We start from the raw sequence: 20,299 nt of genomic DNA, 5'->3' as shown, positions 1-20,299 counted from the left end.
CGGTGGGATGGTTCTCAACGGTCACGTGTTTCCCTCTGCTTCTCGGGGATGGGTGGTCGGATCTGATCGGTCTGCGTGCGTGCTGTCGTCGACCGCCGTCTCGAGTTCGTCGAGGCGCCTGGCGAGGTCGACCAGAGCTGCGTCGTCCGCGGGAAGGGGGCCGGTGAGCAGCGTCTGGAGCGTGCCGCGGGGAATCCGCAGTCGATCCGACGCCGCATCTGCGACCTCGTCCGCGCCGGCATGCACGGCGAGTCCGAGTCGTCGGGCGAGTCGGCGTTGGGTTCCGTCGCGGAGCGCCTGTGCGGCGTGGCGTGCATCCGCGGCTCTGGCCGTGAGACGCGCGCGTCCGTGCATGGTCTCCGACGCTCGCACGGTGACCGGCAGCGTCTCGGCGACGAGGGGCCCGAACCGTTGACCGCGCCAGATCGCCGTGGCGATCCCCGCCGCGATCAACAGCAGGATCGCCGGCGTGACCCAGGGCGGTGTGAGGCTGCCGAGTGAGTCGACCGGCTCTGGCTCGATGTCGGAGTCCGCGAAGCTGGGGACATACCAGACGACGCGATCGGTCTGACCGAGCAGGGCGAGGCCGAGGGCCGCGTTGCCGTTCTCGGCGAGATAGGCGTTGCTGAAGAGCCTGGTGCCCTCCACGACCACGCGTTGGGGACTGGAACGGCGGTCCACGAGTACGGCCGCGCGCTCGTCGTCGCCGAAGCAGGCCTGCACGCCGTCTGCCGGGGTGAACAGGCGATCTGCGCGGATGGTCCCGACCTTCGCGAACTCGGCGACGTCGCAGTCAGGAGCCACCGCCGGCAGTGTTCCCGTGGCGTTGTCTCCGATGCCGAGCTCGTTCAACAGGTGCGTGCTCGTGGAGAGGAACACGACTCGTCCGGCCGGCGCGGTGAGCGTCTCCAGCGCTTCGTCGGTGAGGGTGTACGGGTTGGCCATCACGAGTGTGGTGTTGTCGTCGATCGCCGCGCGCGCCTCGGCCCGGGAGCGGCGCACATCGACCTCGACGCCTTGATCGCGCAGGATGTCCGCGAGCGCCAGGGCACCGGCGTCGTCGCGCGCCTCGGGGTCGAGAGCGCCGCGCGCGCCGGGTGCGGTGACGGCGACACGCAGCCCGACGACCGTGACGATCAGGACCAGCGCGGCGACGATCGCCCAGCCGATGATCGTCTTGGCCCGGCTCGGGCGGCGTTCAGCCGTGGAAGCGGCGGCCGGGGAGGAGAGGGCGTGCTCAGGCTCGATCACGGTCACGCGGACACCGCCTCGGGACGGCGTGCGCGGATCCGGTCATCGGTGTCGACGAGATCCCGATAGGTCTCGGCGCTCGCCGTGTGACCGAGGTAGCGGACGTCGTCGAAGGAGGAGGCCGCCCGACGCATCGCCCCTGCCTCCTCGACGAACACCGTGCTCGCATCGCGGGCGATCGACTGCGCCGTCGCACCCGGTGCCGGGTCGATCAGATCGCGCTCTCGCAGGCTGCGTGCGATCGCCCGGTACCGGAGGATCGTCGCGGAGTCCCAGTCGCGTTCGCGCGCGGCCCGCTCGGCATCCGATCTCAGTTGCGCCGCGCTGCGGTCATCGGCCGCTCCGAGGAGGTCTCCCGCTGCCCGCCTGACCGCGCGAGAGCTGCGCGGTCTGCCCCAGATGATGAGGGCGGCGACCAGCGCGGCCGCGATGATGACGGTGACGATGATCAGGGCAGACGGTCCGATGCCCGCCCCGTTGTCGGAGCTGAACAGGTCGGCCAGGAAACGGCCGATGTCACGCGCCATGAGATCGAACCACGTGGGCTTCGCGTCGGCGTAGCGAGGGTTGGAGAGCTCTTCCTCCGCCCAGCGTCGGGCTTCGTCCCCGTCGGGGACGAACAGATCGTCGAACCGTCGGATCATGCGGTGCCGTCGGCGCCGGGCGCGGCCCATCCGCCGTCATCGGGTACAGCCCCGGTTGAGGGACCGCTCGGCATCGCGGAGTCGCCCGATGCGCCGGTCGGCGCGGGCGGCGGCGGTGGCGGGAACGCGACCGCAGGCGGGGAAACGGGTGCCCCGGTCGCATGCGGCGTCGGAGGCTGTACCGGCTGGACCTGTGCGGGGTAGGGCTGTGCGGGGTAGGGCTGTGCGGGGTACGACTGTGCGGGGTACGGCTGTGGCACTCCGGGTTGTCCGACCGGTGGCTGTGCACCGTAGGCCGGATACGCGTATCCCTGCGACATCATCACGTGCTCGGGTACTTGACGAGGTGGTGGTGCGGACGTGACGGCCCGCGCCGGGTCGACCCGGAACGGATCCTCCTGCTGCTCGTCGGTCCAGCCCAGGTCGCGGCGCTCCACGTACGCGATCAACGTCTGATCCAGCCCCTCGTAGCGCATCCGGCAGTCGAGGTAGACGAGTGCCGATCCGGTGCTCTGGACCACGAGGGTGATCGCCTGGATCACGAGGAGCAGGATCTGCGGGGCGATCAGAGTCACGATGAAGGCCACCACGGCACTCGGGTCCTCCGCTCCCGTCGGCGCGACGACCGAGCCGAGGAGAGAGCCGAGCAGTGTGGCGGGGACGCTGACGACCTGGGCTGCGATGCCCATGATCGCACTGATGAGGAAGGTCACTCCGAACGCGACCCAGAAGCGCCCCCGCGTGAGCCTCCAGGAGCGGACGAAAGCGTCTCGGAAACGTGCACGCTCGAGGACCAGGATCGACGGTACGAGCAGCAGCTTCGTGGTGAGCCACACCGCCAGCGGGATGCAGGCGAGGACGATGAAGATCACCACGAGCACGACGACGCCGACCATCTCGGCGCTCCCGCCCATGCCGCCGGCGATGAAGGCGGCGATGATGACGGCGGCGATGATGAAGATGCCGAACACGGCCGCGACGGATAGCGAGGCGAAGCCGGCGAGTCGCCAGAAGGCCGGTGCCATCCGGCGCCACAGCATCCGCAGCGTCGCCTTCACCCCGATCGCGGCATAGCCGATCTCCGCGGCGACGACGCCTTGCATCATCGCTGTGAAGGCGATCGAGGCGACTCCCACGGCGAGCCCGGCGATCAGGTTCACTGCGATGGTCCCCGCCATCACCGCTTCGAAGTCCGGAGAAGAAGGGGAGACGGTCTCCAGGCGGCTGAACGTCGTGAAGAAGACGACGCCCATGACCACGGCGGTGACGACCACCACGACGAGCTGGATGACCACGGCGAAGCCGAAGAGCACCTTCGGGTTGTGCCGGAGTGCGGCGAAGGCCTTTCCCAGCAGCATTCCGAAGGAGAGCGGATGAAGGGGGATGATGCCCTTCTTCGGGGCAGGCGTCCACGTCTGTCCGGTCACAGGCACTCCCTCTCCATCGTGCGCTCCCATCGTGTCATATCCCTCGTGCGGTGCGTCATATCCCTCACACGGTGCGCAGACCTGGGACCGCTGGGACTCGGTGCCATAAGGTAACTCTTATGACCTCACGTATTCTCGTGGTCGACGACGACACCGCGCTCGCCGAGATGATCGGGATCGTGCTGCGGACCGAAGGCTTCGAGCCGGTCTTCTGCGCGGACGGTGCGCGCGCCGTCGACGAGTGGCGAGCGCAGCGACCTGATCTCGTGCTGCTCGATCTCATGCTCCCCGGCATGGACGGGATCGAGATCTGCACGCGCATCCGTGCCGAATCGGGCGTGCCGATCATCATGCTCACCGCGCGCAGCGACACCGCCGACGTGGTCAGGGGGCTCGAGGTGGGGGCTGACGACTACATGGTCAAACCCTTCAATCCGAAGGAGCTTGTCGCACGCATCCGCACCCGTCTTCGTCCGACGCCGCAGACGACGAGCGAACAGCTTCGGGTCGGCGACCTCACCGTCGATGTCGACGCACACGAGGTCCGTCGCGGTACGGCGCCGATCGCGCTCACCCCCTTGGAGTTCCAGCTCCTCGTCGCGCTCGCATCGAAGCCTCAGCAGGTGTTCTCACGGGAGATGCTGCTGGAACAGGTGTGGGGCTACCACTACAAGGCCGACACCCGGCTGGTGAACGTCCACGTGCAGCGTCTGCGCGCGAAGGTCGAGCTCGACCCCGACAACCCGAAGATCGTCATGACGGTGCGCGGCGTGGGCTATCGCGCCGGGAGCGTCGGCTAGGAGCACGATGGCCGCGACGACAGCGACCACCACGACGGTCGCTGTCCTGCGCGACTGGCGAGGTTGGCCGACGATGCTCGGCATCCTGTGGCGACGCTCGCTGCGATTCCGCACGCTCTCGATCACCCTGCTCGCGACCTCCCTGGCGATCTTCATCACGTGCGTGACGATGGCCCTCGTGATCCAGAACGATCTCTTCATCTCCCGCAAGGACGTCGCGCTCGAGGACTCCCGCCGCGCAGTCGACCAGGCGCAGGGGATTCTGGATGTGGCCGAAGTGGGCGACGACTCCGCGGCGCTCACCGAACTGTGGAACAGCGTCCAGTCGAATCTCACGCGCACGTCGAGCACCGATCAGCTCGCCGGCTTCAAGATCGACAACGCGGACGGTGTGCGTCTGAACGGCTTCGAGGCCGGGTTGAGTCGGAGTCTGCTGAGCCCGGAGCTCCAGGCGCGCGTCGTCGAGTTCGACGACCGCCAGGCCTGGCAGTCGGTGGCTTTGCCCGTCGCGGATGGGGGAGAGGTTCCCGGCATCATCGTCGGGCAGCAGCTCCAGGTGCCGGAGGCCGGGGCGTTCGCGATCTACTTCGCCTACGACCTCGGTGACGCGGATCAGACCCTGGTGTTCGTGCAGCGCACGCTGTGGATTGCGGGGATCGGATTGGTGGCCATCGTCGCGGCGATCTCGTGGATCGTCCTCCGCGCCGTCTCCACGCCGATCGTGCAAGCCGCCGAGACCAGCGCGCGACTGGCGGCAGGCGACCTCGGGGTGCGCCTCGAGGTGCACGGCGAGGATGAGCTGGCCACGCTCGGGCGGTCGTTCAACGCGATGGCCGACAGCATCGAGTCGCAGATCAAGGAGCTCGGCGAGCTGTCCATGGTGCAGCAGCGCTTCGTGTCGGACGTGTCGCACGAGCTGCGGACACCGCTGACCACCATCCGCCTCGCCGCGGACATGCTCAACGATCAACGCGAAGAGTTCGACCCCACCACGGCGCGCACTGCCGAGTTGCTGCACGCTCAGGTGCAGCGGTTCGAGACCCTGCTGTCCGACCTGCTCGAGATCAGCCGCTACGACGCGGGATCGGTGCAGCTCGAGCTGGAGGCGACGAGTCTCACCCACCTGGCAGAGGACATCATCGAGCAGATGCGTCCGCTGGCCGCAGGGCATGGCACCGAACTGCGGCTCGTGGCGCCGGGTGGGTACTCGCCCGTGGACATGGATCCTCGGCGTGTGCGCCGCGTCCTGCGCAACCTGATCGGCAACGCGATCGAGCACGGCGAGGGACGACCGGTCGTGGTGACGGTCGACAGCAACCAGCACGCGGTCGCCGCCGGTGTGCGGGATTTCGGTCTCGGGATGGAGCCGGCCGACGCCGAGCGGGTCTTCGACCGCTTCTGGCGCGCCGACCCCTCGCGTCAGCGCACGATCGGGGGCACGGGGCTCGGGCTCTCCATCGCCCTCGGAGATGCGACGCTGCACGGCGGCACGCTCGACGTCTGGTCGGAGCTCGGCGTCGGGACGAACTTCGTGCTCACGATTCCCCGGCACGGCGGAGTACTGGATGGTCCGAGCCCGATCTCGATCGAACCGCAGGAGCCGTTCACAGAGCTCGGCGATGCGACGCAGCCGATCTCGCTGACGGACGCACCTGCCGGCATGTTCGACGAGGAGGACCGGACGTGACGCGGAAGCGAGGGAATCGGGCGGTGCGCGTCGTCGCGCTGGTGGTCGCTGCGCTGCTGCTTCCCGCGTGCGCAGGCCTCCCCACGAGCGGCGACGTCGCCGTCGGCCTCAAGCTCGGCGAGTCCCCGCAGGACGTCGACATCCTCCCTGTGGCTTCCGGCCCGGTCACCGGGGCGGGACCGGAGGAGATCGTCGAGGGTTTCCTCGAGGCCGGAATCACGACGACGGACAACTGGGACACCGCGCGCGACTTCCTCGCGCCGTCGCTGCAGCGCAGTTGGAGCCCGTCCGCAGGGGTCTCGATCGACCTCGGCGCGGACACCAGGACCGTCACCTCCTCGGTCCCCGATGACGAGGTGGAGAGCGCGGAAACGGCAGAGGTCCAGGTCACGCTCGACCTCGTCGCGAGCGTCGACGAATCCGGCGGCTACTCCGAGGCCCTCGGCTCCTCGAACGTGGCATTCACGCTGCAGCGGATGGAGAACGGCGAATGGCGCATCACGCAGGCGCCGGACGGCATCGTGATCGACGAGACGCGATTCACCAAGGTCTTCGAAGGGTATCCGTTGCAGTACTTCGACCTCGGCTGGTCGAGGTTGGTGCCCGACATGCGCTGGTTCCCGCGGCGGCAGAGTCCTGCGACGACGGTGACACGGGCGCTCATCGGGGGTGCACCCAGTGAGTGGTTGGATCCCGCGGTGCAGAACGCGTTCCCCGCCGACGTGCAGCTGGCGCAGGACGCGGTGCCCATCGTCGGTCAGGTGGCGGACGTCGCGCTCACACGGCCAGCCTCGGGTCTCGACGCGACGACGCTCGCTCGTATGCGCACCCAGCTCCAGGCGACCCTCCGGGCCGCTGGGGTCGCGGTGACCGAGGTGCGGTTCACGGTCGACGGACGCAACCTCGATGCGGGGATGGCGGATGTGGTCGAGCCATCGGCGACGACCGGCACCCTCGTGCTGCAGAACGGTGCGTTCGGGCGCATCGTCGGTGACGAGATCTCGCCGATCTCCGGTATCAGCTCGGAGATCAGCGCCATCACGCAACCCATCGTCTCCATCGACGTGGCCGCCGATGACTCCCGCGCCGCCGTGCAGCTCGCCGATCAGCATGTGTATCTGATCGGCGAGGGGAGCCTCGATGAGCTGGATGCCCGGCCGGGACTCATCAAGCCCGCGCTCGACCCATACGGGTACACGTGGTCGGTCCCCGCGGGAGCACCCACGGCGGTGCAGGCGACGGGAAGCGACGCCGTCGCGCATCAGATCGCGAAGGCGTGGCCGAGCGCGTCGGCGATCTCACATCTGAGGGTCGCGGCAGACGGCGCCAGGGTGGCCGCTGTGTTGACCGTCGGCAAGCAGATGTGGGTCGTCGTCGCTGCGGTGGTCCGTGACTCGGCCGGCGTCCCGATCGAACTCGGCGAGTTCACGCAGCTGACACAGCTCTCCGAACCAGCGGTGGGACTGGTGTGGCTGGGGGCCGATCGTGTCGGCGTGCTCGCCGATCCGAGCAGCCCGCGCCTTCTCACCCAGATGGTCGGAGGGCCGGGCTCGGCAGAGGCCGCACCGAGCAACGCCATCGCGATAGCGGGCGCGCGTACCGCCTCCGGTGTGCGGATCCTCGGCGCGAACGGCGAGTTGTTCGCGCACGCGGGTTCGGCGTGGCGCGAGGTCGCGTCCGGCATCACCATCCTCGCCACACGCGCGGGCGAGTGACCTTCCCTGCACAGATGACCGCCGCCTTCCGGCCATTCGGATAGCGGCCCGTTCCGCTGATCCGTGCCGATTCGAGGTCGCAGAATCGTCGGATGCGGAAAAGGGCTCATCTGCTCGGCATCGGTGCCGAGATCGCGGCACTCCTCCTCGCGGCGACGTGTGCCGGATGCGAGGAGCCGGCCACCCTCCTGTGCCCGCCGTGCGAGGAGGCGCTCCGGGCCGCTCCGCGACTCGGGGTGACGCCCCGCGGGATGCCGGTCAGAGCCGCCCTTCCGTTCGAGGGGGTGGCAGCACGGTGCATCCGCCGGCTCAAGGGCGACGGTGAGACCTTCCTCGCCCGCCCACTGGGCACGGCTCTGGCGACGGTGCTCGCGCCGGTGGTGCGCCCGACCACGTGGGTCGTGCCGGTGCCGACGGCGAGGAGCGCTTACCGCCGCCGGGGATACCGCGTCCCCGACCTCCTGATCCGCCGTGCGCACGCAGAGCCGCAGCGGCTGCTCTCGCTCGCGGCCCGCACCGAGGACCAACGCGGTCTCGACATGCGTGCGCGTGAGGCGAATGTGCGCGGCACGATGCGCGTGCGTCGATCGGGGGAGGGAGCCGAGGTCGTCGTCGTGGACGATGTCGTCACGACCGGGGCGACGTTCGATGAAGCGGCACGAGCTCTGGAATCAGCCGGTTTCCGCGTGGTGGCGGCGATCGCGCTCGCCGCCACGCCGCGGCATGGCGGATTCGGATGAACCTCATCGAGAATGCACCGGCGACACAGCGGAACGAGCCCGTGACATCCGACGGTGGGCGGACTACGGTGGGGGGACACAAGGCGACCACGGTCCGCCCTTGGCCGGGAGGACCGGGACAAGGAGGCAGCAATGGAAACAAGCATCGTTGGCGTCGGAGTGGGTATCACCGATCGCTTCCGAACCGTTGTCGAAGAGAAGATCGCCAAGATCCAGATGCTCGCGTCTCGCGCGCAACGGCTGGATGTGAAAGTCACCCATCGCGTGTATCGCAACGGTCATGTTCCCGATGAGACCGTCGAGCTGACCCTGATCGGAAAGGGACCGGTCGTCCGCGCGGAAGCGACGGACGGCGACAAGTTCGTCGCCCTCGATCTCGCCGTCGACAAGATGTCCGAGCAGTTGCGACGCGCGAAGGAGAAGCGAGTCGACGGACGACAGCACCCGCGCGGCGCCCACTTCGAGAAGGAGAGCGGAGCGCTCGAGGGCATCGACGTCCAGCCGGCATCCGCCGACATCCTCCACGCGGTCGCCACCGGCAGCGTGCCGGTGCAGCAGGCCGAGGAAGAGGAGTACTCGCCCGTCGTCATCCGCACGAAGAGCTTCGATGCCGAGTGGATGACCGTCGAAGAGGCCGTCGACAGGATGGAGTTGGTCGGACACGACTTCTTCCTCTTCGTCGATGTCCGCACCGACCACCCGAGCGTCGTCTATCGGCGCAAGGGCTGGGACTACGGTGTGATCGCGCTGAGCACCCAGGCTCCGCCGTCCGAGGCCCTCGCCTCCTGATCCGATTCGCAGAAACGGCCCGATCCCGGAAGGGTTCGGGCCGTTTCTGCGTCCGGATGCCGCGGGGCTCGACCTCAGTCGAAGATGCCGTCCAGCAGGCTGCCGATCACGAGGCCGCCGAGGATGCCGGAGGCGAGGTCTCCGCCGCCGCCTCCGCGCCGTCCGCCGCCACCGCCCCAGCCGCCACCGCCGCCCCAGCCTTGATCCTGCGGACGGGAGGAATCGATGTCGCGCTGCGCGAGCTGCAGGGCTTCGGAGGCGAGGTGTGCCACACGACGTGCCTGGACGAGCGCCGCTTCACGCGTCTCCTCGGCGGGGAGGAGGTCGGAAAGATCGACCCGAAGTCGCTCGGCTTCGGCGAGGCGGGTGCGCGCGTCTGCGCCGATCCAGCCGCGATGTCCGGAGATGAGGCCACGGGCCACCCCCAGCTGTCGGTCGGCGTCGTCGATCGCGTGCTGCACCTGAGCGATGCTCGGGAGCGGATTCTCGGCGCGGTGACGCGCCTTGGCGATGGCCTCGTCGAGGGCCGAGTTCGCGTCGCGCAGCTGAGAGAGCTCGGCGAACGGATCGTTGGGATGCCCCGAAGGCGTCAGCGCGGCCAGCGCGGTCTGGAGCGCGGCGACCGCCTCGGCGACGGCGGGTACGTTCGGGGCCGTGCGCGCCGCAATGAGGTCGCCGCGGGAATCGGCCACGACCTCGGCGAGGGTGGATTCGGCACGCAGCGCTTCGATCTCGAAGTCCTCCACGGCGTCGAGCAGGGCAGACGCGCGCCGGGTGGCTTCCGTCGCCGTCTCGAGGGCGACGTTGGCCTCTTCGTTCTGCTTCGCCGCACGACGACGTTCCGATACGTCGGCGCTGTGCGTCGCGAAACTGATGAGCTGCTCCGCCTCGGCGGCGCTGGCCGTGATCTGGTGCATCGCAGAATCGGCATATCGGGCCGAGAGGCGGGCGACGGCGTCGTTGGTCTGGGGGATGCGGGCGCTGAGGGCGGCGGCCTCAGCGCGCACCTGTGCGATGATCTCCGGCGCGCGTCGCACCTTCGCGACGGACTCGGCGAGAACGGAGGTCTTCTCGTCGAGGAGGTCCTGCGCCCAGTCGCAGAGCTGGAGGATGCGCGCGTTGCGCGTGCGCAGCTCTTCGTCGGTGTCCGGGATCTCGTCGTGGTTCAACTGGTGGAGCTGGAACGCCTCGCGCAGGTGCGTACGCACCGCAGCGAGGGCTTTGCGCAGATCAGCGGTGAGCGATTCGCCGAGTTCGGCCTCCGCGAAGGAGAGCTCGTCCGAGGTCGTGCGGATCCGCTCGTCGGCGCTGACCAGGGCCTGCTCAGCACGTCGAGCCAGATCGGCGTCCTGTGCGGCGAGTTCTTCCTGTTCGCGTTTGCGTCTGCCCCAAAATCCAGCCATGATCCGATCCTAGTTTCCTTGGACCCCGCGGTGGCTGAGCATCCGCTCGGGGCGAACGGCGATCTGACACGCGGTGTGGCGTGCGGATCGCGGTGGCGGACCGGTCAGAGCGCCGGGACCGCCTCGAGCATCGCCGTCGCGGTCTTCGCCGGCCGCCCGCGCTTGGGTCGATCGGCGGTGAGCTCGAGCGTCATCGCATGGCGCGGGTGTCCGCCGAGGCGCTGCGCGGTGTGGTCGAGCCAGCGCACCTCGGCTTCTGCGGCGAAGATCATCGAGTCGGTCACGAGCGACCACGCGAGCCCTTCGGGATCGTCGGCGTCGCCTCGTGCGCGGCGCGCTTGCTGCAGCGCTTCCAGCTGCCGCATCGAGGCGGATCGCTGCGCGTCGATCGCCGCCGCCGCATCGACGCCGGGAAGTGTCGCGGCGACCGCGAGTTTGATGGCGACCTCGTCCCTGGTGCCCTGTGGGCGCGTGACGGGGGAGGAGAGCCAGTTCACGACCTCGGTGTGTCCCGCATCGGTGATCTGCCAATACACGTGTCCGCGGTCATCGGCATCGCCGCGCGACACCAGCCCGTCGCGTTCGAGGCGCTCGAGGGTGTTGTAGATCTGTCCGACGTTCAAAGGCCAGATCGATCCCGTGCGGCGATCGAATTCGTGGCGGAGCTGATAGCCGTAGCAGGGCCCCTGCGCGAGGATGGCGAGCAGGCTCTGACGTACTGACATTGTTCGTCTCCCGTGACCGTTCGATGGAATGCGATACCGAGTATATGGTTACCGGACAACCCGGCGATCCGACGCGCGGGACCGCCTTGCAGGCGACGTGCAGGTCACGGGCCGGTAACATGGCGAAGTATGCCTGGCGTCGGGTTCACCGATGGCCGGCGATTTACCCACTGACAGGGAGATGACATCCGTGGCCAATCCTCTTGAGAAGCTGCTGCGTGCGGGCGAGGGGCGGGTCATCCGCCGCCTGAATCAGGTCGTCAAGGCAGTGGGGGCGCTGGAAGAGGACATCTCCAAGCTCACCGATGACGAGCTGCGCAACGAGACCGTCGAGCTGCGTGCCCGCTTCGAGAAGGGCGAGACCCTCGATCAGTTGATGCCGGAGGCGTTCGCCGCCGTGCGAGAGGCTGCCAAGCGCACGCTCGGCATGCGCGCCTACGACGTGCAGATCATGGGTGGTGCGGCCCTTCATCTCGGCAACATCGCCGAGATGAAGACCGGTGAGGGCAAGACCCTCGTGGCGACGCTGCCCGCATACCTGAACGCGATCGCCGGCAAGGGCGTCCACGTCATCACGGTCAATGACTTCCTCGCCAGCTATCAGGCCGAGCTCATGGGACGCGTGTTCCGCGCGCTCGGGATGACCACCGGCATCATCGTCTCCGGCCAGACTCCCGCGGTGCGTCGCGAGCAATACGCCGCCGACATCACCTACGGCACGAACAACGAGTTCGGCTTCGACTACCTGCGCGACAACATGGCGTGGCGCAAGGAAGACCTCGTGCAGCGCGAGCACTTCTTCGCGATCGTCGATGAGGTCGACTCGATCCTCATCGACGAGGCGCGCACCCCGCTCATCATCTCCGGCCCGTCGTCGGGCGAGGCCAACCGGTGGTTCGCCGAGTTCGCGAAGATCGCACGCACCCTCGAAGTCGGCGAGGACTACGAGGTCGACGAGAAGAAGCGCACGGTCGGCGTGCTCGAGCCCGGTATCGAGAAGGTCGAGGACTACCTCGGCATCGACAACCTCTACGAGTCGGCCAACACCCCGCTGATCTCCTTCCTCAACAACTCGATCAAGGCACTTGCGCTGTTCAAGAAGGACACCGACTACGTCGTGATGAACGACGAGGTCATGATCGTCGACGAGCACACCGGTCGAATTCTGGTCGGCCGCCGCTATAACGAGGGCATCCACCAGGCGATCGAGGCCAAGGAGGGTGTGCCGGTCAAGGCCGAGAACCAGACCCTCGCGACCGTCACCCTGCAGAACTACTTCCGCCTCTACGACAAGCTCGCCGGCATGACCGGTACGGCCGAGACCGAGGCCGCCGAGTTCATGTCCACGTACAAGCTCGGCGTCATCCCGATCCCGACGAACCGTCCGATGATCCGCAAGGATCAGTCCGACCTCGTCTACAAGAACGAGACCGCGAAGTTCGCGCAGGTCGTCGAGGACATCGCCGAGCGCCATGCCGAAGGTCAGCCGGTGCTGGTCGGAACCGTGAGCGTCGAGAAGAGCGAGTACTTGTCGCGCCTGCTCGCGAAGAAGGGCGTCAAGCACGAGGTCCTGAACGCGAAGAACCACGCGCGCGAGGCCGAGATCGTCGCTCGGGCCGGTCGCCTGGGCGCCGTCACCGTTGCCACGAACATGGCTGGACGAGGCACCGACATCATGCTCGGCGGAAACGCCGAGTTCCTCGCGGTGCAGGAGCTCAAGGGCAAGGGGCTCGACCCCGTGGAGACGCCCGAAGAGTACGAGGTGGCGTGGGACGAGACCTACGAGGCGATGAAGGCCGTCGTCGCGGAGGAGGCCGAGAAGGTCATCGAGGCCGGCGGTCTCTACGTTCTCGGCACCGAGCGTCACGAGTCCCGTCGTATCGACAACCAGCTCCGCGGTCGTTCCGGACGTCAGGGCGACCCCGGTGAGAGTCGTTTCTACCTGAGCCTCACCGACGACCTGATGCGTCTGTTCCAGTCGGGTGCGGCCGAGGCGATCCTCGCCCGTACGAATTTCCCCGACGACGTGCCGATCGAATCGGGGCTGGTATCCCGCGCGATCCGCAGCGCCCAGTCGCAGGTCGAGTCCCGCAACGCGGAGATGCGCAAGAACGTCCTCAAGTACGACGACGTCCTGAACCGTCAGCGCGAGGCCATCTATGCCGACCGCCGCCACATCCTCCAGGGCGATGACATCGCCGACCGTGTACAGCACTTCATCGAAGACGCCATCAGCGGCGTCGTGCGCGACCACACCGGCGAGGGCCACAACGAGAGCTGGGACTTCGACGCGCTCTGGACCGAGCTCAAGACGCTCTATCCGGTCGGAGTCACGATCGATGAGGTCGTGGCCGAGGCAGCCGACCGCAAGGGCGGCATCGACGCCGACGGACTGACGCGTGAGCTGCTCTCGGACGCGAAGATCGCGTACGAGACGCGCGAGGAGTCGCTCGGCGAAGCCGCCACACGTGAGCTCGAGCGTCGCGTCGTGCTGCAGGTGCTCGACCGCCGCTGGCGCGACCACCTCTACGAGATGGACTACCTCAAGGACGGCATCGGCCTGCGCGCGATGGCTCAGCGCGACCCGCTCATCGAGTACCAGCGCGAGGGCTACGCGATGTTCCAGTCGATGATGGGGCAGATCAAGGAGGAGTCGGTCGGCTACCTCTACAACCTCGAGGTCGAGGTGCGCCGCGCCGGCGACTCGCAGACCGCAGAGGTCGAGGCCAAGGGGCTCGCCACAGACGGCGGCGAGCAGCGTCTCGAGTACTCCGCCGCGAACGATGCGGGAGAGGTCGAGGTCCGCAACGACCGCGGTCAGGTCCAGCAGGCCGCGACGGATCGCGTCCGCCAGGCGGCGGCCCGCGCGCAGGCTCCGCAGGCCGAGCCGGAGGAAGCGCCGCGTGGGGCTTTCGGTCAGCGCACCGATGCGGAGGCGCCCGCTGCCGGGAACCGCGAGCAGCGTCGCGCCCAGGGCAAGAAGAAGAAGTAGCGTCAGCGCAAAGGGGAGGGCCAGTCCACGTGGATTGGCCCTCCTTTCGTCGCTGTAGGCTTGGCCGATGACCCCAACGCGCAACTTCGATCAGTCGTCGAAGCTCAAGAACGTCCTGTACGAGATTCGCGGAAACGCCCTCGTCGAGGCGGCGCGCTTGGAAGCCGAGGGTCACAAGATCCTCAAGCTGAACACGGGCAACCCGGCGATCTTCGGCTTCGATGCCCCGCATCAGATCGTGCGTGACATGCTCGCTGCGCTGCCGACGGCGCACGGCTACAGCGACAGCAAGGGCATCATCTCTGCTCGGCGCGCTGTGGTGAGCCGCTATGAGGAGATCGAGGGCTTCCCTCGATTCGACCCCGACGACGTGTATCTCGGAAACGGTGTCTCCGAGCTCATCACGATGACCATGCAGGCGCTGTTGGACGAGGGCGACGAAGTTCTCATCCCGGCGCCGGACTACCCTCTCTGGACGGCGATGACCAGCCTCGCCGGCGGCACGCCTGTGCACTACCTCTGCGATGAGGATGACGAGTGGCAGCCCGACCTCGAGGACATCCGCTCGAAGATCACGCCGCGTACCAAAGCGCTCGTCATCATCAACCCGAACAACCCCACGGGCGTCGTGTACTCGCGACAGATCCTCGAAGGGCTGGTGCAGATCGCCCGCGAGAACCAGCTGCTGCTGTTGTCGGACGAGATCTACGACCGCATCCTGTTCGACGAGGCCGTGCACATCCCGACGGCGACGCTCGCTCCCGATCTGCTGTGCCTGACCTTCAACGGCCTGTCCAAGACCTATCGCGTCGCGGGGTATCGCTCGGGCTGGATGGTCATCACCGGCCCGCAGGAGCACGCCAAGGGATTCTTGGAGGGCATCACGCTGCTGGCGTCCACGCGACTCTGCCCGAACGTCCCGGCACAGCACGCCGTACAGGCAGCGCTGTCTGGGGTGCAGTCGATCGAGGCGCTCATCGCTCCGACCGGTCGCCTGCATGAGCAGCGCGACATCGCATGGCAGGGACTCGAGTCGATCCCCGGCGTCTCCTGCGTCAAGCCGCAGGGCGCCCTGTACGCGTTCCCGCGGCTCGACCCGAACGTGCACGAGATCAGGGACGACGCACGGCTGGTGTACGACCTGCTGGTCTCGGAGCACATCCTCTTGGTTCAGGGCACCGGTTTCAACTGGGCGACCCCGGACCACCTGCGGCTGGTCACGCTCCCCGAGCCCCGAGTGCTGAGCGAAGCCGTCGAACGGTTGGGGAACTTCCTCTCGAGCTACCGGCAGTAGCGGTCGCCGCCTCAGCAGGAGAGAGCGTCGCGGCCAGTCGTCTCACGGCGGCAGCGAACGGCGAACGAGGGGCCACATCGGTCATGGGGCGCGCGTGCAGCAGGGCGGCGTCGGCCGCGCGCTGGTCGAAGGGCAGGAAGACGACCTCGGTGATCCCCGCGAACCGCTCGAGCGTGCGCCGCACCTGCCCACGCGCATCGATCCCGAGCGGCCCCGGTCGCACCTGATTCACCACGACGACCACGGGCGTGTGTGCGGTGATGCGTCGAAGCTCGGCGTGGTCGCGCACGAATCTGCTGATGCCGAGCGGATCGGCCGACGCGATCGCGATGATCAGGTCAGCCTCGTCCAATGATGTCGAGGTCGCCGCGTGACGACGTGGGCCCGTGAGATCGTACGTGACCTCGTCGTCGGCATCGAAAGCGGCGGACACATCGACGACGGTCTCCTCGGTCCACTCCCGGCAGGCGCCGAGCGTCGCTCTGAGGCGCGTCGCAGAGAGCTCAGGCCAACGACTGGGACGGTTGATGCCGGGCAGCACGTCGATGTCACCGCCGCCCGTGGGTACGGTGGTCGCGAGTCTGGTCAGTTCGGCGGAGTCGAGAGCTTCGCGCTCCGCCCGGCGGCATGCGGCGGCCACGCCCGGTGAGTCGTCGCTGAGCCCGAGGAGCAGAGCGAGAGCGGGAGCGACCGTGTCGGCGTCGACCAGAGCGGTCCTGCGTCCGGTGCGGGCGAGTTCCACGGCCAGCTGGATCGCCAGGGTGGATCGTCCTGGGGCGCCGTGCGGGCCCCAGACGGCGATCACGCGATGGGGGAGGACGGAGGGTGGCCGCGGTGCCGCATCCGACTCGGCCGCCAGCATCGCGGCGACCTCCCAACCCGCCGCGTCGGCGCGCAGCGCCGCGGACAGGCCGAGGCGTCCCAGCAAGCGGCTGTCTGCGCCGCCGAGAGCCACGATGCGCACGCCGGCTCGGTCGCAGGTGGAGATCAGCTCGGCGTTCAGCACCGCGCGTGTGGCGGGGACGATGATGGCTTCCGCGCCGGGAGGAATCTCGCCGACGGGCGTGGGGGAGACGATCGCGATGACGTCGACGCCTTCGAGCACCAGTTCCGCCGCCAGCTCGCTGGCGCGCGGCTGGGGGACCGCAACGACGACGGCAGTCACGATCCTGACCCGACCGGCACGACCGAGAGTGCAGCGCCACCGGTGATCGCGGCGAGCACATCGGCCACATCGGCACGGTCGATCACGACCTCGAGTTGACTGCCGGTATCGGCGAGCACGCCCTCCGGGTCGAGCACGTCGTGCACGATCACGTCCGCGACGAGGATGCGGGGGACATCGTACGATCGCCCTTCGTCGAGGGGCGGGGCCTGCCAGATCTCCACGACTGTTCCCGCCTCGACTCCTTCGGGGATCCCGGTGCTGCTCTGGATGACGACCGTCGTGGAGCGGCTGCTGTCGGCGTCGGTCAGGGCTGAGGTCGGGACGAGTTCGCCGTTGCGCAGCGTACGGGCGGCAACACTGCCCGCGCCGATGTCGCCCGGCCCGAGATAGCCGTCGGCCACTGAGCCCAGACCGACGTCGACGACCCGGAAGTCGTCGGAGCTCAGCGCCTCGCCCTGTGTGATCGTCCGCGTCGCCTGGAGCGCCGGTACGGCATCGTCGGCAGCCGAGATGATGAGCCAGACACTGGCGATGGAGAGGGCCACCAGGGCGATGCCCACGAGGAAGCGGATGTCGGCCCAGAACGCGCGCCGAGGGGGAGTGAGGGAAGCCATGGCGATATCGTCACAGAAACGGCGTCGACGGTCGGCGAGTTATCCACAGGGGACGATCGGTCAGGTACACGGGAGGCCCGTGGAGGAGAATGAGGACATGTCCGCCTCTCCCGTCCGCGCTCCGCGCTATCTCGCGCCGGCGCAGGTGGCCGAGTTGCTGAGCATCGGGGTCGACGAGGTCATCCTGCTCGTGCATGAGGGGAGGCTGCGAGGTGCGCAGTTGGGTTCGCCGCCTCGCTGGCGAGTCGAAGAATCCAGCCTCGACGGGTACCTGGCCGAAGAATCTGAGAACTCCCGCCGGATGGCGTTGTGGCGTCAGTCGCAGACGGCGAGCTTTCCCGAGGTCTGGGGCACGTCTTCGGCTCACCGCATCTGATCGCCGGGGGCGCGTACCGCGATCAGTGACGAGAACGGGATGATCCGGAACCCGTGCACCGCTCCGGCAAGTCGGGGCTCTCCTGGGTCGTGCTCCGCGAGATCGAGGTGATCGGCAGCCGCGCGGTCTATCGTGCCGTGGACGTCGTCGCCCACCTGGGTGCTGAGGTGCACCGGGACACGTCGCCTCGCGAGGTCACGCAGCACGAATCCGAGAGTCATCCGCTCTCGAAGCGGCACGTCTGCGGAGGGCGGAGCATCGAGGCTCGCCAGGATCATGCCGTGATCCGTCGCGATGCCGGCGATCGCCGTGAGAGGAAGGAAGAGGGCGACGGACGCGCCGTGCCCCGCGCCGGTGCCGCGTGAGGAGACGGCGACCCAATCCGCCCCGAGAGTCTGGAGCGAGACCGGAATCCGTCGCCCGTCGACGAGGTCGATCGTGGCGTCGGCCCCCACGCCGCACAGTGTCCACAGTCGAGCGCGCAGATCGAGGCGCGCGATGCGCAGCCGCTCGGACTCGGCGTCGAGTACAGCGCGCTCCGCTTCCCATTCCGAGGCCAGCTGGCCTTCGAGGTCTTCGAACAGACGGTCCCAGTGCATCCGACAGAGCGTAGGCGACCTCGCCGCGCGCCATACGAGTTATCCACATTCTTCGTCCGTCTCCGCTCCGGCGCGGTTGCCGCGGTGCTGTACTTGCTCACTCGCAGACCTCCCCGACCGAGAGTTCGACATGACGCCGCACGAGTACTTCGCACCCCAGCCGACATCGACCAGCGAGCTCCCTGATCCCGTGCCCCTTCTGCGCAGCCTCACGCACGGTGTCCTCGAAGTGCTCGCCGGCGTCAGAGAGGTCGATCAGCTCGCCAGGTGGTTCAGCGAAGAGGCGTTCCGCAGTCTCGTCACCCGGGCCAACCTCTCCGCGCGAGCGCGCAGCGCGCGCGGAGTCGCCCCTGCACGACCGACTTTCGAGATCCGAGCGCTGAGGGTCAGCGAGCCGCTCGACGGCGTGATCGAGGCCGTGGTCGTGGTGGCTGGGCCCGGTCGCACCCGCGCGGTCGCCGTGCGTCTGGAAGGGATCGATCGTCGCTGGCGCGCGACGTCGCTGGCGATTCTCTGAGGCATGTGACCGTAGGCTGGTCAGGTGTCAACCCTCAGCGATCTCGCCCATGCCCAGGGACTCCTGAACGACAGCGATGTCGAATGGCTCCACCGTCTCGCCGGCGACGGACAGCTCCTCGCGGACCTCGCCTCCGCCGACATCGTGATCTGGATCCAGACCGACGACGGCTCGTTCATCGCGGTCGCGCACGCGCGACCGAGCGGCGCCGCGACTCTCTTCTATCGCGATATCGTCGGAGAGCGGGTGCGGCCGCAGTGGCGCACCCAGGTGCAGGGCGCCTTCGAGTCGGCCGAGATCGTCGATTCCTCTTCACCTGATTGGTTCGAAGAGACGCCGACCAGGGTGCGAGCCGTGCCGATCGTGAGCGTCCGCCGCGGCGCCGATGCCCTCTCGACGGTGATCGGAGTGGTCACCCGGCATACGAACCTCGGCGAGGTGCGCACGCCTTCGCGTCAGCAGATCACCTTCGACGAGTGCGCCAACGATCTTTTCCGCATGATCGCCGACGGGAGCTTCCCCGACCTCACCGCACCGACGTCACCGCGTCGCGGCGCCCCCCGAGCCTCCGACGGTCTCATCCGCATCGATGTCGACGGGATCACCACCTTCGCCAGCCCGAACGCACTCTCCGCTTTCAACCGGATGGGTTTCGACGACGAGCTCGAGGGGGAGTCGCTCGCCGAGGTGACCACTCGGCTCGTGCCGCCCTCCCGACAGGTCGACGAGTCGCTGCCCGTCGTCGTCACGGGGCGCGCTCCGTGGCGCACCGATATCGAAGCCCGCGGCGTGACGGTATCGCTGCGCGCGATTCCGCTGAAGGACCACGGCACGCGCATCGGCGCGATCGTGCTCTGCCGCGATGTGTCGGAGTTGCGCCATCAGGAGCAGGAGCTCATCACCAAGGACGCGACGATCCGCGAGATCCACCATCGGGTGAAGAACAACCTGCAGACGGTGGCCTCGCTGCTGCGTATCCAGGCGCGTCGCACGCATTCCGACGAGGCGCGCGACGCGCTCACGCAGGCCATGCGCCGCGTGGACGCCATCGCCGTGGTGCACGACACGCTCGCCCAGGGGCTCACGCAGAAGGTCGACTTCGACGAGGTCTTCCACCGCGTGCTCAAGCTCGTCGCCGAGGTCGCGTCGGCACCCAACACGCGTGCGCGGACCCAGTCGACCGGACGCTTCGGAGTGCTGCCGAGCGAGTACGCGACACCGCTCGCGCTCGCGCTGACGGAAGTCGTGACCAACGCTGTGGAGCATGGACTCGCCGGGCAGGAGGGCGTCGTGACGATCGACGCCAAGCGCACGGAGGAGAACCTCCGGGTGACGGTACGGGACACCGGGCTCGGTCTGCCGGAAGGGCGGATCGGGCAGGGTCTCGGCACGCAGATCATCCGCACCCTCATCCAGGGTGAGCTCGGCGGGACGATCGAGTGGCACGGGAGCGACGGCGAAGGCACCGAGGTGGTCATCGACATTCCGCTGCGCTGGCTCGAGAGGTGAGCGCGGGCGCTCCGGAACAGACGGAAGCGGCCTGAGAGTCGATCTCAGG

General features: G+C 68.2%; 18 protein-coding genes. 10 read left to right on the top strand and 8 right to left on the bottom strand.

Translation table 11 applies throughout. The features are described 5' to 3' along the window. Positions 1-21 precede the first annotated feature (21 nt). The 3 genes from ACIQLD_RS04790 to ACIQLD_RS04780 are packed head-to-tail and all read right to left on the bottom strand — an operon-like array spanning position 22 to position 3,322. Positions 22-1,257 carry a DUF4350 domain-containing protein gene (locus ACIQLD_RS04790; protein WP_402605658.1) on the bottom strand — a complete coding sequence of 412 codons (1,236 nt, stop codon included), beginning with the start codon at positions 1,255-1,257 and terminating at the stop codon, positions 22-24. Further along, positions 1,254-1,895, bottom strand: coding sequence for a DUF4129 domain-containing protein (locus ACIQLD_RS04785; protein ID WP_402605655.1), 642 nt, complete (start codon positions 1,893-1,895; stop codon positions 1,254-1,256). The genes ACIQLD_RS04790 and ACIQLD_RS04785 overlap by 4 nt, the downstream gene beginning before the upstream one ends. Continuing rightward, positions 1,892-3,322 carry a hypothetical protein gene (locus tag ACIQLD_RS04780; protein ID WP_402605652.1) on the bottom strand — a complete coding sequence of 477 codons (1,431 nt, stop codon included), beginning with the start codon at positions 3,320-3,322 and terminating at the stop codon, positions 1,892-1,894. The genes ACIQLD_RS04785 and ACIQLD_RS04780 overlap by 4 nt, the downstream gene beginning before the upstream one ends. 119 nt (positions 3,323-3,441) lie before the next feature. Here ACIQLD_RS04780 and mtrA point away from each other — a divergent pair, with 119 nt between their 5' ends. The 5 genes from mtrA (at position 3,442) to hpf (ending at position 9,053) form a co-directional block, all read left to right on the top strand. After that, positions 3,442-4,122 carry an MtrAB system response regulator MtrA gene (gene mtrA / locus ACIQLD_RS04775; protein ID WP_136043429.1) on the top strand — a complete coding sequence of 227 codons (681 nt, stop codon included), beginning with the start codon at positions 3,442-3,444 and terminating at the stop codon, positions 4,120-4,122. A gap of 7 nt (positions 4,123-4,129) precedes the next feature. Continuing rightward, positions 4,130-5,809, top strand: a complete 1,680-nt coding sequence (gene mtrB, locus ACIQLD_RS04770; RefSeq protein ID WP_402605649.1) for an MtrAB system histidine kinase MtrB — start codon at positions 4,130-4,132, stop codon at positions 5,807-5,809. Continuing rightward, a complete protein-coding gene (locus ACIQLD_RS04765; protein WP_402605646.1) occupies positions 5,806-7,524 on the top strand; it encodes an LpqB family beta-propeller domain-containing protein in 1,719 nt (572 codons plus the stop codon). The genes mtrB and ACIQLD_RS04765 overlap by 4 nt, the downstream gene beginning before the upstream one ends. A 92-nt stretch (positions 7,525-7,616) precedes the next feature. Continuing rightward, positions 7,617-8,264: a ComF family protein gene (locus ACIQLD_RS04760; RefSeq protein WP_402605643.1), complete on the top strand. Its 648-nt coding sequence runs from the start codon at positions 7,617-7,619 to the stop codon at positions 8,262-8,264. Between the two features lie 132 nt (positions 8,265-8,396). Further along, positions 8,397-9,053, top strand: a complete 657-nt coding sequence (hpf, locus tag ACIQLD_RS04755; RefSeq protein WP_402605641.1) for a ribosome hibernation-promoting factor, HPF/YfiA family — start codon at positions 8,397-8,399, stop codon at positions 9,051-9,053. Between the two features lie 74 nt (positions 9,054-9,127). On the opposite strand, the gene ACIQLD_RS04750 is transcribed toward hpf, so the two are convergent. Together ACIQLD_RS04750 and ACIQLD_RS04745 are read right to left on the bottom strand one after the other, a co-directional pair. After that, positions 9,128-10,456, bottom strand: coding sequence for a hypothetical protein (locus ACIQLD_RS04750; RefSeq protein ID WP_402605638.1), 1,329 nt, complete (start codon positions 10,454-10,456; stop codon positions 9,128-9,130). Positions 10,457-10,560: 104 nt separating this feature from the next. Continuing rightward, entirely contained in the window at positions 10,561-11,181 is a 621-nt protein-coding gene (locus tag ACIQLD_RS04745; RefSeq protein ID WP_402605636.1) for a PadR family transcriptional regulator, read from the bottom strand. A 190-nt stretch (positions 11,182-11,371) separates the two neighbouring features. On the opposite strand from ACIQLD_RS04745, the gene secA reads away from it, so the two are divergent. Continuing rightward, the gene (gene secA, locus ACIQLD_RS04740) at positions 11,372-14,173 is read left to right on the top strand and encodes a preprotein translocase subunit SecA (RefSeq protein WP_402605633.1); all 2,802 of its coding nucleotides are present in this window, start codon (positions 11,372-11,374) and stop codon (positions 14,171-14,173) included. 67 nt (positions 14,174-14,240) lie between these two features. After that, positions 14,241-15,467: a pyridoxal phosphate-dependent aminotransferase gene (locus ACIQLD_RS04735; RefSeq protein WP_402605630.1), complete on the top strand. Its 1,227-nt coding sequence runs from the start codon at positions 14,241-14,243 to the stop codon at positions 15,465-15,467. Here the strand turns inward: ACIQLD_RS04735 and ACIQLD_RS04730 are convergent. Beyond that, the gene (locus ACIQLD_RS04730) at positions 15,391-16,632 is read right to left on the bottom strand and encodes a CpaE family protein (protein WP_402605627.1); all 1,242 of its coding nucleotides are present in this window, start codon (positions 16,630-16,632) and stop codon (positions 15,391-15,393) included. The genes ACIQLD_RS04735 and ACIQLD_RS04730 overlap by 77 nt on opposite strands. Next, the gene (locus ACIQLD_RS04725) at positions 16,629-17,249 is read right to left on the bottom strand and encodes an SAF domain-containing protein (protein ID WP_402605624.1); all 621 of its coding nucleotides are present in this window, start codon (positions 17,247-17,249) and stop codon (positions 16,629-16,631) included. The genes ACIQLD_RS04730 and ACIQLD_RS04725 overlap by 4 nt, the downstream gene beginning before the upstream one ends. 97 nt (positions 17,250-17,346) lie before the next feature. Here ACIQLD_RS04725 and ACIQLD_RS04720 point away from each other — a divergent pair, with 97 nt between their 5' ends. Further along, entirely contained in the window at positions 17,347-17,625 is a 279-nt protein-coding gene (locus ACIQLD_RS04720; protein WP_402605621.1) for a helix-turn-helix domain-containing protein, read from the top strand. Here the strand turns inward: ACIQLD_RS04720 and ACIQLD_RS04715 are convergent. Then, the gene (locus tag ACIQLD_RS04715; RefSeq protein ID WP_402605619.1) at positions 17,613-18,224 is read right to left on the bottom strand and encodes a hypothetical protein; all 612 of its coding nucleotides are present in this window, start codon (positions 18,222-18,224) and stop codon (positions 17,613-17,615) included. The two genes, ACIQLD_RS04720 and ACIQLD_RS04715, sit on opposite strands and share 13 nt — an antisense overlap. A gap of 130 nt (positions 18,225-18,354) precedes the next feature. Between ACIQLD_RS04715 and ACIQLD_RS04710 the strand changes: the two genes are divergently transcribed. Continuing rightward, positions 18,355-18,741 (top strand): Rv3235 family protein, encoded by a 387-nt coding sequence (locus ACIQLD_RS04710; RefSeq protein WP_402605617.1) that lies wholly within the window; start codon positions 18,355-18,357, stop codon positions 18,739-18,741. 24 nt (positions 18,742-18,765) lie between these two features. After that, positions 18,766-20,250 (top strand): sensor histidine kinase, encoded by a 1,485-nt coding sequence (locus tag ACIQLD_RS04705; protein ID WP_402605615.1) that lies wholly within the window; start codon positions 18,766-18,768, stop codon positions 20,248-20,250. The last annotated feature ends 49 nt before the right edge of the window (positions 20,251-20,299 follow it).

It is taken from the genome of Microbacterium sp. NPDC091662 (assembly GCF_044756705.1).
Taxonomy (GTDB): Bacteria; Actinomycetota; Actinomycetes; order Actinomycetales; family Microbacteriaceae; genus Microbacterium.
Note: the sequence above shows the minus strand (reverse complement) of the source record. Positions and strands in the feature narration are given on the sequence as shown.

Excerpts from the sequence above, each read along its gene's own strand:
- ACIQLD_RS04785 (WP_402605655.1), bottom strand. The coding sequence starts at position 1,895 with ATGATCCGACGGTTCGACGATCTGTTCGTCCCCGACGGGGACGAAGCC.
- mtrA (WP_136043429.1), top strand. The coding sequence starts at position 3,442 with ATGACCTCACGTATTCTCGTGGTCGACGACGACACCGCGCTCGCCGAG.
- mtrB (WP_402605649.1), top strand. The coding sequence starts at position 4,130 with ATGGCCGCGACGACAGCGACCACCACGACGGTCGCTGTCCTGCGCGAC.
- ACIQLD_RS04760 (WP_402605643.1), top strand. The coding sequence starts at position 7,617 with ATGCGGAAAAGGGCTCATCTGCTCGGCATCGGTGCCGAGATCGCGGCA.
- hpf (WP_402605641.1), top strand. The coding sequence starts at position 8,397 with ATGGAAACAAGCATCGTTGGCGTCGGAGTGGGTATCACCGATCGCTTC.
- ACIQLD_RS04750 (WP_402605638.1), bottom strand. The coding sequence starts at position 10,456 with ATGGCTGGATTTTGGGGCAGACGCAAACGCGAACAGGAAGAACTCGCC.
- ACIQLD_RS04745 (WP_402605636.1), bottom strand. The coding sequence starts at position 11,181 with ATGTCAGTACGTCAGAGCCTGCTCGCCATCCTCGCGCAGGGGCCCTGC.
- ACIQLD_RS04735 (WP_402605630.1), top strand. The coding sequence starts at position 14,241 with ATGACCCCAACGCGCAACTTCGATCAGTCGTCGAAGCTCAAGAACGTC.
- ACIQLD_RS04725 (WP_402605624.1), bottom strand. The coding sequence starts at position 17,249 with ATGGCTTCCCTCACTCCCCCTCGGCGCGCGTTCTGGGCCGACATCCGC.
- ACIQLD_RS04720 (WP_402605621.1), top strand. The coding sequence starts at position 17,347 with ATGTCCGCCTCTCCCGTCCGCGCTCCGCGCTATCTCGCGCCGGCGCAG.
- ACIQLD_RS04715 (WP_402605619.1), bottom strand. The coding sequence starts at position 18,224 with ATGCACTGGGACCGTCTGTTCGAAGACCTCGAAGGCCAGCTGGCCTCG.
- ACIQLD_RS04710 (WP_402605617.1), top strand. The coding sequence starts at position 18,355 with ATGACGCCGCACGAGTACTTCGCACCCCAGCCGACATCGACCAGCGAG.